We start from the raw sequence: 16,092 nt of genomic DNA on the forward strand, positions 1-16,092 counted from the left end.
AAAAGACTCGTCTTTGTCACCGTGTTCCCCTATCTTTATCTACTCAGGGTCAGCACTACAGTTGCATTCTTCGTGATGCCGGGCTGCAAAGAGCAATTTGTCTGCGTTCCGGTGCTCACGTACTTTTCTCAGACGCATAGTCTTATCCGAAAAGTCTGCAACTTTTCGGGACCATGCTTGGAAGTACGCTTCGCTCCGGTACTCGCAAATCACTCTTTTCGCCACGGCCTGACGAATTTGCAACTGTAGTGTTAGGAGGCAAACGCATGGCAGCAGCACCGCCCCGTCCACCGCTTGAAGGCTTGCGCAGGCAGCTTGAGAAAAGCCGCGCCCAGAAAAGCACCCGGCAGAACATGAAGCAAAGCCGTATGCCGCGCGACGGCTTCGTGCGCGAGACATTCACCCTGCCGCGGCTGGCGGCGCGCGAAAAGGCGCGCGAATGGTTCGAGACATTCCCGAAAGCCGCCTACTGGACCGAGATCGAAAGCTGGTGCGAGCGCCCCGATGACGTGATCGAATTCACCATGCGGCGGCTGGCGACCGCGGATTGAGCAGTGCTTTAATCGCGATGGCCAAGGCTTTGAAACGCGATTCACATTAGCAGGCAGAAAAGGCACCCCGCGGGGTGCCTTCGCTTTTTGAATCGTTATTCCATTACAGGCTTACCGCGCCGCCGTCTGCGGGGCCTTTTCCCACGCTTTCCAGTTCTGGATGATGCTGTCGGCATAGGCCTTGCCGACGCGATAGGCGTTGGTCGTCGCAAGCGGGAAACCGCCGGAATTCGCAGCAAGCGATTGCGCCGCCGTCTGGTCCTTGCCCTGGCGGTCGAAGTTCGACGCGGTGCGCAGAACCGCGATGCGGTCGAAGTCGAGCTTGCCGGCCTCGGCCGCGCGCTTGAGCGCGGTCAGCGTGGCATTGTCCTCCATCTGCGAGGTGCAATAGTCGGCCTTGCCGTCGGTCAGAAGCTTCACCCATTCGGTCATGGCCGCGCCGATTTTTGCGCCATGCCAATAGGTATCGCCCGAAGCAGTGTCGCAGATCGTGACCTTGGGCGCGCCGGTTGCGGCGTCTTCGGTATAGTGCTTGCGATAGTCCTTCGCTGCATCGCTATCCAGAAGCGCGACGCCTCTGGTTGTCGCCAGCGCATAATCGGCAAGCTTGCCGTTCAGCGCGAAGACTTCCGTGCCCGCGGCCCATTTCGGCTTTTCGCCGGGCTTTGCCGCGCCAAGGCCTAAAAAGTCTGCGGGCCAGCCTTCCGGCGCCTCGCGACTGTCGATGCGATGGTTCAGATTGGCATCGACGGCATATTTCGCCCAATGCGCCGAGCCGAGCGTGCCATGCTTGGGATCGACACCGGCAATGCCCGCGATCAGGAAATAGGTGTGGCGGAGGTCGAGCTTGTCGCTCAAGGCCATCGCGGAAACCGAGCTTGCGGCATTGGCGAAGCCCATGGCGGTCGTCATGTGGCAAAGGCCTTCGGCGGTGCAGTCGATCTGCGGATATTGCGGATTGAGGCCCGGCAGCTTGATCTTCTGCGTGAATTTTTCCCCTTCCAGCCATGGCTTGGCCTCCTCGCCGAACATGGTGATGACCATCACCTTGGGCGCGATGGGGGAGGCCTCTCTGGCAAGGGCCGGGGCATTTGCCAGCAGACAGGCGGCAGAGGCGGCGAGAGCGAGTGTGCGGACAGACAGGTTCATGGATGAAGCGAGCCTTTCAGACCGGGCGGGGGACAAGGCGCTTCGCGAATCCGGTCACTTCGCGAGGCTTTTCCTTTGGCGCAGAGCTTCGCCCGCCGTCATCGCAACCGAAACCGCAAGATTGAGCGATCTGGCGCCGGGCACCATCGGGATCAGAAGCCGTGCATCGGCGCCGTCATGAATATGGTCCGGCACGCCTGCCGACTCGCGCCCGAAGAGCAGAATGTCATTGTCCTGAAACCGGTAATCCGTATAGGGGATCGCCGCCTTGGTGGACGCCAGCACGATACGCCGCCCGGCTTGCAGGCGCCAGTCCTCGAAGCGGCGCCAGTCCGCATGGCGGGTGAGTGCCGCCTGCTCCAGATAATCCATCCCGGCGCGCTTCAGGGCGCGGTCGGACACATCGAATCCGGCGGGCTCGATCAGGTCGACCGCGAAGCCGAGGCAGGCGGCCATGCGCAGGATCGTTCCGGTATTGCCGGGAATGTCGGGCTGGTAAAGGGCGATGCGCAGTTCCATATGATGCGGGTAACGCGAAATCGCGATTGCCGCAAGCCCGCAAAGGCCGCAGCAGCCGGACCATCAACAGCTCCGGCAGTGTGATTTCCATGGAACATATCCATGGAAATATTCCCGTTTTGTTCTTCTTCCGTCTTGGCAATTCCCGCGGGAGCACCTAAAAGAAACGCCATGTTCAGATGGTTTGAAAAACGACTCGACGCCTATCCGGAAGAACCCCCGCGCGAACCGCCGCGCGGGCTGGTCGCCTTTTGCCTTTATTATACCCGCGGCGCCTGGCCGTGGATCATCGGCATGGCGATCTTCACCACGCTCATCGCCGTGATCGAAGTGTCGCTTTTTGCCTTCATGGGCAATATTGTCGACTGGCTGTCGCATCAGTCGCGCGAGACGTTCCTCAGCAATGAAGGCTGGCGGCTGGCGCTGATCGCGGGCGTGGTTCTGGTCGGCCTGCCGGGGGTAGTGCTGATCCATTCGCTGCTCATCCACCAGACATTGCTCGGCAATTATCCGATGCGCGTGCGCTGGCTGATGCATCGTTATCTGATCCGCCAGTCGATGGCCTTTTTCCAGGACGAGTTTGCCGGGCGCATCTCGACCAAGCTGATGCAGACCGCCCTTGCCGTTCGTGAAACGGTGATGAAGCTTCTGGACGTGCTCAACTATGTCATCGTCTATTTCGCGGGCACGCTGTTCATCGCGGCATCGGCGGATCTGGTGCTGATGATCCCGTTCGCCGTCTGGCTTGTCGTCTACATCCTGCTGCTGCGGTTCTTCATTCCGCGTCTGCGCGTGATTTCGGAAAAGCAGGCCGATGCGCGCTCCCTGATGACGGGGCGCATCGTCGACAGCTACACCAACATCGCGACGGTGAAGCTCTTCTCGCATTCCAGCCGCGAGGAATCCTATGTTCGCGAGAGCCTCGACGGCTTTCTCGGCACCGTGTACGGGCAGATGCGCCTGGTGACGCTGTTCCATTTCACCCTCTATCTGGCGAACTGCGTCCTGCTGTTTGCGGTGGGCGCAATCGGCATCCAGCTCTGGATGAACGAGGCGATTTCGGTCGGCGCCGTTGCCGTCGGCATCGGCCTCGTGCTGCGCCTCAACGGCATGTCGCAATGGATCATGTGGGAAATGTCGGCCCTGTTTGAGAATATCGGCACGGTGGAAGACGGAATCACCACGATTGCGCGTTCGCATGCGGTCGTGGACGTGCCCGCCGCGCCCGCCTTGGCTGTGACGAGGGGCAAGCTTGATTTCGACAGGGTCGGCTTCCATTACGGCAGGGGCAAGGGGGTTATCGAAAACCTCACGCTCACCATAAAGCCGGGCCAGAAAGTGGGCCTGGTCGGACGATCTGGCGCGGGCAAGTCCACGCTGGTCAATCTTTTGCTGCGCTTCTACGATCTGGAGAAGGGCCACATCCTGATCGACGGGCAGGATATTTCCAGGGTCACGCAGGATTCGCTGCGCGCCAATATCGGCATGGTGACGCAGGACACCTCGCTCCTGCATCGCTCGGTGCGTGAAAACATCATGTATGGACGCCCGGACGCGACGGAAGAGATGCTCCAGCAGGCGATCCGCCTGGCGCAGGCCGACCAGTTCATTCCGCAGCTGACGGACCCGAAGGGACGGCAGGGGCTGGATGCCCATGTCGGCGAGCGCGGCGTCAAGCTTTCCGGCGGGCAGCGCCAGCGCATCGCCATTGCGCGCGTGATGCTGAAGGATGCGCCGATCCTCATTCTGGACGAGGCCACATCGGCGCTCGATTCGGAGGTGGAGGCGGCCATTCAGGATAGTCTCAACACGCTGATGGAAGGCAAGACCGTGATCGCCATCGCGCACCGCCTTTCCACCATCGCGGCGCTCGATCGGCTGGTGGTTATGGACAAGGGACGCATCGTGGAAGACGGCACGCATGAGGAACTTGTGGCGCTCGGCGGCATTTATGCAAGTCTATGGGCCCGCCAGTCCGGCGGCTTCCTCGGTTTCGATGACAGTTCCGAGGATGCACTCGTCAATTAAGGACCAAAGCCATTGATGAAAGCGGTGTACAGCCTGTTCGAACGTTGGGTCGATCCCTTTCGTGAACCGGACAGGCTGAGGCCGCCTTCAACGACGCTGGGCTTCCTGTGGCATTATGCGCGGCAGGCCAAATGGCCGCTTGCCGCTTCGCTCGCCGTCGGCGGATTGCTGCCGCTGGTCGAGGCGGGCTTGTTCTATTTTACCGGCAGGCTGGTCGATATTCTGGATCAGGCGGGCAAGGGCGGCGTCGAGCGCAGCTGGTCGGCACTTTTGCAGACGGCGGGGCCCGAACTACTGTTCATGGGCATAACCGTGCTCGTGATCCGCCTCGTCGTGACGGCGATCAACACGCTGCTGGAAGACCAGACCCTGTCGCCGGGCTTCTACAACATGATCCGCTGGCAGGCAAATTCCTATGTGCTGCGCCAGTCCTATGCCTTCTTCCAGAATGATTTTGCCGGGCGGATCGCCACCAAGGTCTGGCAGGCGGGACAGGCGGCGGGCGATCTGATCGAGAGTCTCATCCAGGTCGTCTGGTTCATGGCGATCTACAGCATCACCACGCTGTTTCTGGTCGGGCGGCTCGACTGGCGGCTGGCGGCGGCTGTGGTCCTGTGGATCATCGCCTTCGGCTTCATCGCCCGGCGTTACCTGCCGCGCATCCGCAAGAATGCCGAGGCTTCCGCCGAGGCGGGGTCGATGATCAACGGGCGTATCGTCGACAGCTATTCCAATATCCAGACGATCAAGCTCAACACCGCCGATGATGACGAGCGCTATCTGCGCGACGGTTTCGAGCGTTATCTTGCCGCGATTTTTCCGTTCATGCGCTCGCTCACCGGGGTCCGTATTTCGCTCACGGCGCTCTCCGGCCTGATGATCGTGACGGTCGCCGCGATTGCCATAGACCTTTGGACGCGCGATGCCATCACGGTCGGGCAGGTGTCGTTCACGCTCGGGCTTGTGCTGCGCCTCAACATGCTGCTTGGCCGCCTGATGATGCAGCTGAACGGCATGCTGCGCCAGCTCGGGCTGATCGAAAATTCCATGCGGCTGGTTTCCGCGCCGCTCGGCCTGGAGGACCGGCCCGGTGCAAAAACCCTCAAGGTGACGCAGGCGCGTATCGAAGTCCGCAATGTCACCTTTCACTACGGCAAGGCCGCGGGCGTTCTGGACACTATCAACCTCACCGTGCGCGGCGGCGAGCGGATCGGTCTTGTCGGTCATTCCGGCGCGGGCAAGTCCACCCTCGTCAACCTCATATTGCGCCTCTACGATGTCGAGAAAGGCGCGATCCTCATCGACGGACAGGATATACGCGATGTCACCCAGACATCGCTGCGCCGGGCCGTTGCGGTCGTCAGCCAGGAGACGGCCTTGCTGCACAGGTCGCTGCGCGACAACATCATGCTGGCGCGCGACGATGCCAGCGATGCGGAACTGTTGCAGGCGGCGCAACAGGCGGAAGCCGACGGGTTTATCGCCAGTCTGGAGGACTTTCAGGGGCGGCGCTCCTTCGATGCCTTTGTGGGCGAGCGCGGCGTCAAGCTTTCCGGCGGGCAGCGCCAGCGCATCGCCATTGCGCGCGCCATTTTGAAGGATGCACCGATCCTCATTCTGGACGAGGCGACATCGGCACTCGATTCGCAGGTGGAGGCCTCCATCCAGGAGAATCTGAAACGCCTCATGGACGGAAAGACCGTGATCGCGATCGCGCATCGCCTTTCCACCATTGCCGCGCTCGATCGGTTGGTGGTGATGGATCAGGGGCGCATCGTGGAGGAAGGCACGCATGAGGCGCTGATCGCCCGCGGCGGCATCTATGCGGGACTTTGGGCCCGGCAGTCGGGCGGTTTCCTGGGGCGGAACGGCGAAAGTTGAAAGCTTTCGGCTGTCGGCGGTGCTTTATCGCTTTGCTGAGCATTGGCTGAATTGTGCAGGCAAACCAGCCTGCGACATCGTGCCGTCATAAGGGCTTGGTGTCTGGACAAGCGTTTTTTACACGCCTAAACCGGAAACTGAAATGGAGGGAGTTTCGTCCTGTGAGCACTTGCGGGACTACTTTTGCGCAGGTGCAAAAGAGGATGAGGGGAGAGTTCAATTGAACATGCAGGTTGAAAAGGAATTGGCACGTGAGCGCACACGACACGGCTGAGCCGACACGGCGTGATTTTCTGTATATTGCGACGGGAATGGCCGGTGTCGTCGGAGTTGGCGGACTGGCCTGGCCGTTTATCGACCAGATGCGTCCGGACGCTTCGACACTCGCGGCTGCGTCCATCGAAGTTGATGTTTCCTCCCTCGCGGAAGGTGCATCATTGACTGTTAAATGGCGTGGCAAGCCGGTTTTCATTCGTAACCGCACGCCCAAGGAAGTCGAGGAAGCCAAGACAACCGCTCTTGGCGATCTCAAGGACCCGAATGCGCGCAATGCCAACCTTCCATCGGATGCGGAAGCAACCGACGTCGCCCGCTCGGCAGGCGAGGGCAAGGAAAACTGGCTGGTGATGATCGGCGTCTGCACCCATCTGGGTTGCGTGCCGCTCGGTGAATCCGGTTCTTTCGGTGGCTGGTTCTGCCCATGCCATGGCTCGACCTATGACACGGCCGGTCGTATCCGCAGCGGTCCGGCGCCGGAAAACATGCACATTCCGCAATATGCGTTCACTTCCGATACGGTCATCAGGATCGGCTAACAGGTCTTGGGGAGAGATGAAATGAGTGGTGGACACTCCACATACACGCCGAAGACCGGCATCGAAAAATGGGTGGACGAACGGCTTCCCTTGCCGCGTCTGGTCTATGATTCCTTCGTGGCCTATCCGACGCCGCGTAACCTGAACTACATGTATACTTTCGGCGGCATTTTGAGCTTCATGCTCATTGCGCAGATCCTGACCGGCATCGTGCTGGCCATGCATTACGCCGCCGATACGGGGCTTGCGTTCAATTCCGTCGAAAAAATCATGCGCGACGTCAATTCCGGCTGGCTCCTGCGCTACATGCACGCCAATGGCGCATCCTTCTTCTTCATCGCCGTCTATCTCCATATTGCCCGCGGTCTTTATTACGGTTCCTACAAGGCGCCGCGCGAGCTTTTGTGGATATTGGGCGTGGTGATCTTCCTTCTCATGATGGCGACCGCCTTCATGGGCTACGTGCTGCCATGGGGCCAGATGTCCTTCTGGGGCGCGACGGTCATCACCGGCTTCTTCACGGCCTTCCCGATCATCGGCGAGCCGATCCAGCAGCTTCTGCTCGGCGGCTTTGCGGTCGACAATCCAACGCTCAACCGCTTCTTCTCGCTGCATTACCTGCTGCCGTTCATGATCGCGGGCGTCGTCATCCTGCACGTCTGGGCGCTGCATGTGACGGGCCAGACCAACCCGACCGGCATTGAAGTCAAATCCAAGACCGATACGCTGCCGTTCACGCCCTATGCGACCATCAAGGACGCTTTCGGCGCGCTCGTCTTCTTCGTGTTCTTTGCCTATTTCATCTTCTACATGCCGAACTTCCTCGGCCATCCGGACAACTATATCCCGGCCGATTCGCTCAAGACGCCCGCTCACATCGTGCCCGAATGGTACTTCCTGCCGTTCTACGCGATGCTGCGCGCCATCACCTTCAACATCGGCCCGATCGATTCGAAGCTCGGCGGCGTTCTGACCATGTTCGGTTCGATCGCGATCCTGTTCTTCGTGCCGTGGCTCGACACGTCGAAGGTGCGTTCGGCCGTCTATCGTCCGTGGTTCAAGCTGTTCTTCTGGCTGTTCGTCATCAACGCCATCTTCCTCGGCTGGCTGGGCTCGCGCCCGGCGGAAGGCTCCTATGTCTTCATGGCGCAGATGGGCACGCTCTACTACTTTGCCTTCTTCCTCGTCATCATGCCGGTCATCGGCCTGATCGAAACGCCGAAGCGTTTGCCGAACTCGATCACCGAGGCGGTTCTGGAGAAGAACGGCAAGGCCGAGATCGCCCCCGTGGAAATTTCCCCGGAAACCAGGGGCTGATGCAGCGAGAGATATGAAGGACGTAACAATGAAAAGCATCCTCAAGAACTTCGCTGCCTTCGGTATCGCTCCGCTGGTCGCGCTTGGGCTGTCGATGGGCGGTGCCTTTGCGGCGGAGGGCGGCAATCCCGCCGAGCCGGAGCATTTCCCGATCCATCATCCCAAGCAGGAAAAGTGGAGCTTCGCCGGTCCGTTCGGAACCTATGACAAGGGCCAGCTCCAGCGTGGCCTGAAGGTCTACAAGGAAGTCTGCTCGGCCTGCCATTCGATGAACCTGGTGGCCTTCCGCACGCTGGAAGACCTCGGCTACTCGCCGGAACAGGTCAAGGCGTTTGCGGCCGAATACGAGGTCGAGGACGGCCCGAATGCGGATGGCGAAATGTTCACCCGCAAGGCGCTTCCCACGGACCACTTCCCGGCGCCTTATCCGAACGCCAATGCAGCTGCCGCCGCCAATAATGGCGCGGCTCCGCCGGACCTTTCCCTGATCGCCAAGGCGCGTGCGGTGGAGCGTGGGTTTCCGCAGTTCATCTTCGACATATTCACGCAATATGCCGAAGGCGGACCGGACTATATCCACTCCCTGCTGACCGGCTTCGACGAGCAGCCGCCGGCAGGCATGCAGATTGCCGAAGGGACGCATTACAACCCGTATTTCATTTCGGCAAAGGCGCTCGCCATGGCGAAGCCGCTCAGCGACGAGCAGGTCACCTATGACGACGGCTCGCCGGAAACGGTTGACCAGTATGCGCGCGACGTTTCGGCTTTCCTGATGTGGACCGCCGAGCCGCATCTGGAAGACCGCAAGCGGACCGGGTTCCGGGTCATCATTTTCCTGGTCCTCTTCGCGGGGCTGGTTTATATCGCCAAGCGTTCGATCTGGTCGGATGTGAAGCACTGACGGTCAATCAACCGGAATTGAAGAATGGGCGCCGCGGGCGCCCTTTTTTTGTGCTATGACTGAAAAGGGCAAAGCTTCGTTGTCGCCATAATTTTGCCATGAAAAGAACGGTGCGTCGCCACAATGTTTGTGGCACAAACGGGCGGTTTTCTTTGCAATATGCACATTTGAAGGTGTAAAGGGGCTTTGCCCCGACTTTGCCTTGATGAGTTTGACCGGCCCGCAGGCCGCCTGAAAGGATGGAAAATGGAATCCGGATTTAAAGCCAGTTTGAAGGATGCGATCCGCACCATTCCGGACTATCCGAAGCCGGGCGTCCAGTTCCGGGATGTGACGACGCTGATGGGCGATGCACAGGCCTTTCGCCGCTCGGTCGATGAACTGGTCTATCCCTATGCGGGCAACAAGGTCGACAAGGTGGCCGGCATCGAGGCGCGCGGCTTCATTCTCGGCGGCGCCATCGCGCACCAGCTATCGGCAGGTTTCGTGCCGATCCGCAAGAAGGGCAAGCTGCCGCGCGATACGGTGCGCATCGCCTACAGCCTGGAATACGGCATCGATGAAATGGAAATGCACCGCGACGCGATTGAAAAGGGCGAGCGGATCATTCTGGTGGACGACCTGATCGCGACCGGCGGAACGGCGGAAGCGGCGGCGAAGCTTCTGCTCCAGATGGGCGCGGATATTGTCGCGGCCTGCTTCATCATCGATCTGCCGGACCTTGGCGGGCGCAAGAAGCTCGAAGCGCTTGGCGTGCCGGTTCGCACGCTTGTCGCTTTTGAAGGCGACTGAGAATACGAAAAAGCCCGGATCGCTCCGAGCTTTGTTGTTTCAGGCATCGGCCTTTGGCGGCAGCTTCACCATCGCCGCATTGTCGAAGGACAGCACCTCTTCGCCATTCTGGTTGTGGGCGCTTGTCGTCATGGTCAGCATCGACCAGCCGGGGCGCGAAGCGAGCGGACGAATGGCATGGACCACGCGCCTGTAGGTGATCGTATCCCCGGCATAGACGGGTTTTGGCCATTTGAGGTTCTCGAAACCGGGCGAGGGGCCGAATGTCGGCGGCGTCTCACCGCGTTTCAGCGCGTCCTTGGTCGCCTGGACGATGGAGGCGACATTGAGCTTCATGAACACCGCCGTCGTATGCCAGCCGGACGCGCACAGGCCGCCAAAGACGCTTTCCTTTGCCGCTTCGGCATCCAGATGGAACGGCTGCGGATCATATTTCCGGGCGAAATCGATGATCTCCTCGGCGGTGAACCTATAGCTGCCGATGATGAGATTTTTCCCGAGATTTTCTTCCAGATAACTCATGCGGCATCTCCCGCCGTTGCATCATGGTCGCGGCGCAGCATCATGCACGGATGCTGCATTTCGCAGACGCTTTCGCCGCGCTGATTGAACAGCTCGTGATGAAAGGTGACTAAGCCTATGGAGGGGCGCGATCTGGAAATGCGCTTGTCCTTGATGGTGGTCACGCCGTTCAGCGTATCGCCCGCCAGAACGGGGCGCTTCCAGCGTGTGAATTCGACGCCGGGGCCGCCCTGCGAGGTGGAGTTGGTCAGATAGGCGTCGCAGACCATGCGCATGATGAGCGAGGCTGTCTGCCAGCCCGAGGCGGCAAGCCCGCCCAGCACGCTCGCCTTGCCCGCTTCCTCATCGAGATGGAATGGCTGCGGATCGAATTGGCTCGCAAATTCGATGATTTGTTCCTTGCTGATCGTATGAGGACCGAAGGGAAGGGTCATTCCCGGCTCCATATCCTCATAGGCATATTTCGGCAGAGGCTTGCTCACCCTGGGTCTCCTCCCTGTCCACTACGATAGCCCCTCATCCTGAGGAGGTTCCCGAGCTTGCGAGGGAGCCGTCTCGAAGGGCGAGGGCAGGCACTGTGCGTTTTCCCCGACCCTTCGAGACGCCGTTTTCAACGGCTCCTCAGGGTGAGGGAAAAGAAAGCGTCGAGAGCATAGGTGACTCCTCCCGGAATCAAAACTCTCCAGAGCAATTCCGGTTAACAGGGAATCGCAGAACTATTTTATCTGTTTGCTTATACGCTTTATCCAGGCGCGAAATCAGTTCACAATGTTGGAATATCTGCTTCAGGTATTGAAGCGGAACAGCATCACATCGCCGTCATGGACGATGTATTCCTTGCCTTCGTCGCGTGCCTTGCCGGCTTCCTTCGCTCCGACTTCGCCATTGTATTTGACATAGTCTTCATAGGCGATGGTCTGGGCGCGGATGAAGCCGCGCTCGAAATCGGTGTGGATGACACCGGCGGCAGCCGGGGCCTTGGTGCCGCGCTTGATGGTCCAGGCGCGGGTTTCCTTCGGGCCTGCCGTGAAATAGGTGATGAGGTCGAGAAGCTTGTAACCGGCGCGGATCAGGCGGTCGAGGCCGGGCTCCTCAAGGTCCATGCTTTCCAGATATTCCTTCGCTTCCTCATCGGGAAGCTGCGCGACTTCCGCCTCGATGGCAGCCGAAATGATGACCGTCTGCGCGCCCTGTTCCTCGGCCATCGTATCGACGGCGGCGCTGTATGCATTGCCCTTGGCGGCATCGCTTTCGGCGACGTTGCAGACATAAAGAACCGGCTTGGAGGTCAGGAGGTTCAGGCCCTTCAGCGTCAGCAGGTCTTCCGGCGAAATGTCCTTCAGCATCAGGCGGACCGGCTGGCCGTTCTGGAGAAGCTCAAGGGCTGCTTCCATCACCGGCAGGATGGTGAGGGCTTCCTTGTCCTTGCCTGTCGCGCGCTTGCGGATCTGCACGATGCGGCGCTCGATGCTTTCGAGGTCCGACAGCATCAGCTCCGTTTCAACCGTCTGGGCGTCCGATACTGGATCGATGCGGCCCTCGACATGGGTGATGTCGTCATCCTCGAAGCAGCGCAGCACATGCACGATGGCATCGACTTCGCGGATATTGGCGAGGAACTGGTTGCCAAGACCTTCACCCTTTGAAGCGCCGCGCACGAGGCCGGCAATGTCCACGAAATTGATGCGGGTCGGTATGATTTCCTTCGAACCGGCAATCTTTGCAATCTCGCTCTGGCGCGGATCGGGAACCGCCACTTCGCCGGTGTTCGGCTCGATGGTGCAGAAAGGATAGTTTGCGGCCTGTGCGGCGGCCGTCTTGGTCAGCGCGTTGAAAAGCGTCGACTTGCCAACATTCGGCAGACCGACAATGCCGCATTTGAAACCCATGATCGTACCTATCAGACTAGAATTTTCTTGGTGTGGCTATGCGTCATAGGACGGCACAGCGTCAATCCTTTTTCCCGAAAAGCCGCTTGAGCATATCGGCCATCGGACCGCTTTCGGGAATATTCGGCTTTTTCTGGTTTGGCCGTGCCTGGCGAATATGGCTCTGTGCCTTTGGCGGGGCCTTCTCCGGTTGCGCGGGATCGGCCTTGAACCCGCTTGGCCGCTGATTGCCGTCGCCCATGGCGAGCGCAATCCGGTTCATGAAACTGTTGTCCTCGCCCTTGGCGAGCATGGCGACATTGTCGGCGACAGCGCCCAGAAGCGTGTCCAGCCATTCATTGTCGGCCTTGGCGAAATCGCCGAGGACATAATTGTGCACGAGTTCCTTCGCGCCCGGATGGCCGATGCCAAGCCGCATGCGGCGATAGTTCTGCCCGCCGGGGAAGGACTGCACATGCGCGTCGATGGATTTGATGCCGTTATGGCCGCCGGAGCCGCCGCCGGTCTTGATGCGCAGCTTGCCCGGAACGAGGTCGAGTTCGTCATAGATCACGACGAGATCGGTCGGCGTCAGCTTGTAGAAGCGCATGGCCTCGCCGATGGACTGGCCGGAAAGGTTCATGAAGGTCTGCGGCTTGACCAGCAGCACCTTTTCGCCGTCGATCACGCCATCGGCGATCTCGGCCTGAAATTTCTTCTGCCAGTTGGAAAAGCGATGGCGGCGGAATATTTCATCCGCCGCCATGAAACCGATATTGTGTCGGTTATGCGCATATTTGGGGCCCGGATTGCCAAGACCTGCGATGAGCAGCATGGTTTGAGCCCCTAAATAATTACTCGGCGTCCTTGGCTTCTTCCGCAGCGCCTTCAGCAGCTTCTTCCGACTTCAGGCCGGCAGGCGCAGCAATGGTGGCGATGGTGAAGTCGCGATCCTGGATGGCAGGCGTCACGCCCTTCGGCAGCTTGATTGCCGAAATGTGGACGGAGTCGCCGATTTCGAGGCCGGTCAGGTCGACTTCGAGTGCTTCCGGAATTGCATTGGCCGGAACGATCAGTTCAACGTCGTGACGAACGATGTTGAGAACGCCGCCGCGCTTGATGCCGGGAGCTGCTTCTTCGTTCTTGAAGTGAACCGGAACATTCACGTGGACGACCGACTTCGCGGAAACACGCAGGAAGTCGACATGCTGCGGGAAGTCACGGACCGGATCCAGCTGGTAGTCCTTCGGGAGGACCTGAATCTTCTTGCCGTCCACTTCGATCGTGGCAACCGTGGTCTTGAAGCCACCGCCATGGATCTTGTAGAAAATCTCCTTGTAGGAGACGGCGATTGCGAGGGGCTCCTGCTTGTCGCCATAGATGACTGCAGGAATCTGGCCGTTGCGACGCAGTTCGCGGGAGGACCCCTTACCAACCCGGGTACGCAGATCGGCCTTGAGCACGTAAGTCTCGCTCATGGCATTTCCTTTCAATGTTACTGGAGTGTCGCCTGCTTTCCGCGCATGATCTTGTCCGAAAACCGGTTAGGGATCATGCTTCAACAAACGACATGAAACAGCCCGTATCGTCTGTCACAGGGTGAAAGACCGGACCGCTCCATTCCGCGTTGCCTCCAAGGGTGTCTACGCGGATGGCGGTGCTATAGAGCATAGCGTGCGGCGGCGCAAGTTTTTTGGGTTTGGCCGTTCAGAGGGCAGGCCACAGTTGAAAAAATGATCCCGATGGCCTATATTCGGATCGGTAGCTGAAGCGCGAACTCCAGCTACCGTATTCTTAGATAAAGATCTGTACCCGCACTGTAGCTCGCCAGCTGGTGCGGGTTTTCTTTATTCTAAGTGTGAATCTAATGGGTATTAACCACATAGAGTTCACCTCCGAATAGAGAGCAAAGCCTTTGCCACGGTCGAGGTGGCTCATCCTCCCCGACGCGCCCGCTGGCTGGACGCTTGCTGCTTTTGCCCCCTGATCCAATTGCTATCAAAACTTTTGGTTGAAATCTACTGCCCGGCATCTGTGGGCATTTGTCTTAACGGGTGGCATTGAGCGCATCAAAGATGTTAAGCGAATGCCTGATCGACTGGCGGCTTGACCGTACGAGTCGTCTGTTCCTGCAATGTTGAAACAAGGAGGCGAGATGCAGGTCGGTATCGACATGGGTATCGCTGCTGGGGGTTCTGTCACTGGTAGCGGTTCTGCCTCGGCAGCGGCGCTTGGCGGTGGCAAGCAGGCCATGCTTGATCTTGAAGAGCTTCTCGCCACGCGCCTGCTCGTGCAGGGCAATTCCGGTTCCGGCAAGTCGCATCTCCTGCGCCGCCTGCTGGAACAGAGTGCGCAATGGGTGCAGCAGTGCATCGTCGATCCCGAAGGCGATTTCGTCACGCTGGCCGATCTTTACGGCCATGTCGTTGTCGATGCCGCCCGCACGGAAGCCGAACTGACCCGCATTGCCGGACGCATCCGCCAGCATCGCGTTTCTGTCGTGCTCAATCTGGAAGGGCTGGACGTCGAGCAGCAGATGCGCTCGGCCGCGGCTTTTCTTGGCGGTCTTTTCGATGCGGAGCGCGATTATTGGTATCCGATGCTGGTGGTTGTGGACGAGGCGCAGCTTTTTGCGCCCGCTGCCGCAGGTGAAGTGTCGGACGAAGCGCGCAAGCTTTCGCTGGGCGCCATGACCAATCTCATGTGCCGCGGCCGCAAGCGCGGGCTGGCTGGTGTCATCGCCACGCAGCGACTGGCGAAGCTTGCCAAGAATGTCGCTGCCGAAGCCTCCAATTTCCTGATGGGGCGCACCTTCCTCGATATCGACATGGCGCGCGCCGCCGATCTTCTCGGCATGGAGCGCCGCCAGGCTGAAATGTTCCGCGATTTGCAGCGCGGCCATTTCGTGGCGCTGGGGCCTGCTTTGTCCCGCCGTCCTCTGCCGATCAAGATCGGCAAGGTGGAAACATCGGCGCGGTCCTCTTCGCCGAAACTGATGCCGCTTCCCGATGCGCCGGAAGATGCGCGCGATCTGATCTTCACGCCCGCGCCGGAAGAGATTCGCACCGTGGCGCGCCGCGCCCCGCCGCCACCGCCGCCGCCTTCGACGGCGGAAATCCTGGCGCAGGTGGCAAAGCCGAAGCCGGAGGCGGAACCGGTCGAAGCGCCGCTTTTCCCCGGCATCGTGGAAGCCGAACGCGAGGAGCTTCTGGAAAAGGTGATGCGCGAGATCGTGGATGATCCCGAAGCCTCGTTCCGCTCGGTTGCCGTTCTCTATCAGGATTTTCTGGTGCGCTGCCGCATTCATCGTGTTCCCGGCGAGCCGCTGGCCTTGCCCGCCTTTCGGCGTCGGCTGGCCGTGGCGCAGGCCAGTATCGAAAGCGATGTCGCTAATGGCGAGACATGGCAGCAGGCGCTGTCACTTTCGGAAAGCCTGACCGACGATGTGCAGGGCGTGTTCCTGATCGTGGCGCAGGCAGCCGTCACCGGCGCGCCTTGCCCCTCCGACGCGGCTTTGGCGCGCGCCTATGGCACGCATTCGTTCAGCCGGGCCCGGCGTCTCCTGACCTATTTCGAAGAGCGCGGGCTTCTGGTCGTGCGCAACGATTTCAAGGGGCTGCGCATCGTCAACTTTCCCGATCTCGGCTGCGAGACCGCGCCGGGCGACCCGAATGCGCCGGACGATTTTGCCGAAGAAGGTGCGGCGGCTGAGTAAACCTGTGAAAACCGTCATGAACCTGTAATGATTG

General features: G+C 59.9%; 15 protein-coding genes. 8 read left to right on the top strand and 7 right to left on the bottom strand.

What is annotated here, in order from left to right:
* The first annotated feature begins 266 nt into the window (after positions 1-266).
* On the top strand, positions 267-551 hold the full coding sequence (locus tag AVM02_RS05990; protein WP_411506067.1) for a hypothetical protein: 285 nt from the start codon (positions 267-269) through the stop codon (positions 549-551).
* 111 nt (positions 552-662) lie between these two features.
* Here the strand turns inward: AVM02_RS05990 and AVM02_RS05995 are convergent, their stop codons facing one another.
* Both AVM02_RS05995 and AVM02_RS06000 read right to left on the bottom strand, forming a co-directional pair.
* Entirely contained in the window at positions 663-1,700 is a 1,038-nt protein-coding gene (locus AVM02_RS05995) for a purine-nucleoside phosphorylase (protein ID WP_411506068.1), read from the bottom strand.
* 54 nt (positions 1,701-1,754) lie between these two features.
* Complete coding sequence (locus tag AVM02_RS06000) at positions 1,755-2,219, bottom strand: tRNA (cytidine(34)-2'-O)-methyltransferase (RefSeq protein ID WP_411506069.1); 465 nt, start codon at positions 2,217-2,219, stop codon at positions 1,755-1,757.
* Between the two features lie 171 nt (positions 2,220-2,390).
* On the opposite strand from AVM02_RS06000, the gene AVM02_RS06005 reads away from it, so the two are divergent.
* The 6 genes from AVM02_RS06005 to AVM02_RS06030 all read left to right on the top strand — a co-directional run bounded on the left by AVM02_RS06005 (position 2,391) and on the right by AVM02_RS06030 (position 9,953).
* On the top strand, positions 2,391-4,247 hold the full coding sequence (locus tag AVM02_RS06005; protein WP_411506070.1) for an ABC transporter ATP-binding protein: 1,857 nt from the start codon (positions 2,391-2,393) through the stop codon (positions 4,245-4,247).
* A gap of 15 nt (positions 4,248-4,262) precedes the next feature.
* Entirely contained in the window at positions 4,263-6,128 is a 1,866-nt protein-coding gene (locus AVM02_RS06010; protein WP_411506133.1) for an ABC transporter ATP-binding protein, read from the top strand.
* A 251-nt stretch (positions 6,129-6,379) separates the two neighbouring features.
* Positions 6,380-6,943, top strand: a complete 564-nt coding sequence (gene petA, locus AVM02_RS06015) for a ubiquinol-cytochrome c reductase iron-sulfur subunit (RefSeq protein ID WP_411506071.1) — start codon at positions 6,380-6,382, stop codon at positions 6,941-6,943.
* A gap of 21 nt (positions 6,944-6,964) precedes the next feature.
* Entirely contained in the window at positions 6,965-8,260 is a 1,296-nt protein-coding gene (locus AVM02_RS06020) for a cytochrome b (protein WP_411506072.1), read from the top strand.
* Between the two features lie 28 nt (positions 8,261-8,288).
* Positions 8,289-9,161: a cytochrome c1 gene (locus AVM02_RS06025; protein ID WP_411506073.1), complete on the top strand. Its 873-nt coding sequence runs from the start codon at positions 8,289-8,291 to the stop codon at positions 9,159-9,161.
* Positions 9,162-9,407: 246 nt separating this feature from the next.
* Positions 9,408-9,953, top strand: a complete 546-nt coding sequence (locus AVM02_RS06030; RefSeq protein WP_061345912.1) for an adenine phosphoribosyltransferase — start codon at positions 9,408-9,410, stop codon at positions 9,951-9,953.
* Positions 9,954-9,992: 39 nt separating this feature from the next.
* On the opposite strand, the gene AVM02_RS06035 is transcribed toward AVM02_RS06030, so the two are convergent.
* The 5 genes from AVM02_RS06035 to AVM02_RS06055 all read right to left on the bottom strand — a co-directional run bounded on the left by AVM02_RS06035 (position 9,993) and on the right by AVM02_RS06055 (position 13,821).
* Positions 9,993-10,475, bottom strand: coding sequence for a MaoC family dehydratase (locus AVM02_RS06035; RefSeq protein WP_411506074.1), 483 nt, complete (start codon positions 10,473-10,475; stop codon positions 9,993-9,995).
* Complete coding sequence (locus tag AVM02_RS06040; RefSeq protein ID WP_411506075.1) at positions 10,472-10,957, bottom strand: MaoC family dehydratase; 486 nt, start codon at positions 10,955-10,957, stop codon at positions 10,472-10,474. Before AVM02_RS06040 ends, AVM02_RS06035 begins: the two co-directional genes overlap by 4 nt.
* Before the next feature lie 303 nt (positions 10,958-11,260).
* Positions 11,261-12,364 carry a redox-regulated ATPase YchF gene (gene ychF, locus AVM02_RS06045; RefSeq protein WP_411506076.1) on the bottom strand — a complete coding sequence of 368 codons (1,104 nt, stop codon included), beginning with the start codon at positions 12,362-12,364 and terminating at the stop codon, positions 11,261-11,263.
* Positions 12,365-12,425: 61 nt separating this feature from the next.
* On the bottom strand, positions 12,426-13,178 hold the full coding sequence (gene pth, locus AVM02_RS06050; RefSeq protein ID WP_411506077.1) for an aminoacyl-tRNA hydrolase: 753 nt from the start codon (positions 13,176-13,178) through the stop codon (positions 12,426-12,428).
* A gap of 19 nt (positions 13,179-13,197) precedes the next feature.
* The gene (locus tag AVM02_RS06055) at positions 13,198-13,821 is read right to left on the bottom strand and encodes a 50S ribosomal protein L25/general stress protein Ctc (protein ID WP_411506078.1); all 624 of its coding nucleotides are present in this window, start codon (positions 13,819-13,821) and stop codon (positions 13,198-13,200) included.
* Positions 13,822-14,498: 677 nt separating this feature from the next.
* Between AVM02_RS06055 and AVM02_RS06060 the strand changes: the two genes are divergently transcribed.
* Positions 14,499-16,058: a helicase HerA domain-containing protein gene (locus AVM02_RS06060; protein WP_411506079.1), complete on the top strand. Its 1,560-nt coding sequence runs from the start codon at positions 14,499-14,501 to the stop codon at positions 16,056-16,058.
* The last annotated feature ends 34 nt before the right edge of the window (positions 16,059-16,092 follow it).

Origin of the sequence: Brucella anthropi, assembly GCF_046630315.1 — a bacterium.
In the GTDB taxonomy this organism is placed as follows: Bacteria; Pseudomonadota; Alphaproteobacteria; order Rhizobiales; family Rhizobiaceae; genus Brucella; species Brucella anthropi_A.

Coding starts and splice junctions, on each gene's coding strand:
- AVM02_RS06005 (WP_411506070.1), top strand. CDS start 2,391: ATGTTCAGATGGTTTGAAAAACGACTCGACGCCTATCCGGAAGAACCC.
- AVM02_RS06010 (WP_411506133.1), top strand. CDS start 4,263: ATGAAAGCGGTGTACAGCCTGTTCGAACGTTGGGTCGATCCCTTTCGT.
- AVM02_RS06025 (WP_411506073.1), top strand. CDS start 8,289: ATGAAAAGCATCCTCAAGAACTTCGCTGCCTTCGGTATCGCTCCGCTG.
- AVM02_RS05990 (WP_411506067.1), top strand. CDS start 267: ATGGCAGCAGCACCGCCCCGTCCACCGCTTGAAGGCTTGCGCAGGCAG.
- AVM02_RS06020 (WP_411506072.1), top strand. CDS start 6,965: ATGAGTGGTGGACACTCCACATACACGCCGAAGACCGGCATCGAAAAA.
- ychF (WP_411506076.1), bottom strand. CDS start 12,364: ATGGGTTTCAAATGCGGCATTGTCGGTCTGCCGAATGTTGGCAAGTCG.
- AVM02_RS06000 (WP_411506069.1), bottom strand. CDS start 2,219: ATGGAACTGCGCATCGCCCTTTACCAGCCCGACATTCCCGGCAATACC.
- AVM02_RS06035 (WP_411506074.1), bottom strand. CDS start 10,475: ATGAGTTATCTGGAAGAAAATCTCGGGAAAAATCTCATCATCGGCAGC.
- AVM02_RS06055 (WP_411506078.1), bottom strand. CDS start 13,821: ATGAGCGAGACTTACGTGCTCAAGGCCGATCTGCGTACCCGGGTTGGT.
- AVM02_RS06030 (WP_061345912.1), top strand. CDS start 9,408: ATGGAATCCGGATTTAAAGCCAGTTTGAAGGATGCGATCCGCACCATT.
- AVM02_RS06060 (WP_411506079.1), top strand. CDS start 14,499: ATGCAGGTCGGTATCGACATGGGTATCGCTGCTGGGGGTTCTGTCACT.
- pth (WP_411506077.1), bottom strand. CDS start 13,178: ATGCTGCTCATCGCAGGTCTTGGCAATCCGGGCCCCAAATATGCGCAT.
- AVM02_RS05995 (WP_411506068.1), bottom strand. CDS start 1,700: ATGAACCTGTCTGTCCGCACACTCGCTCTCGCCGCCTCTGCCGCCTGT.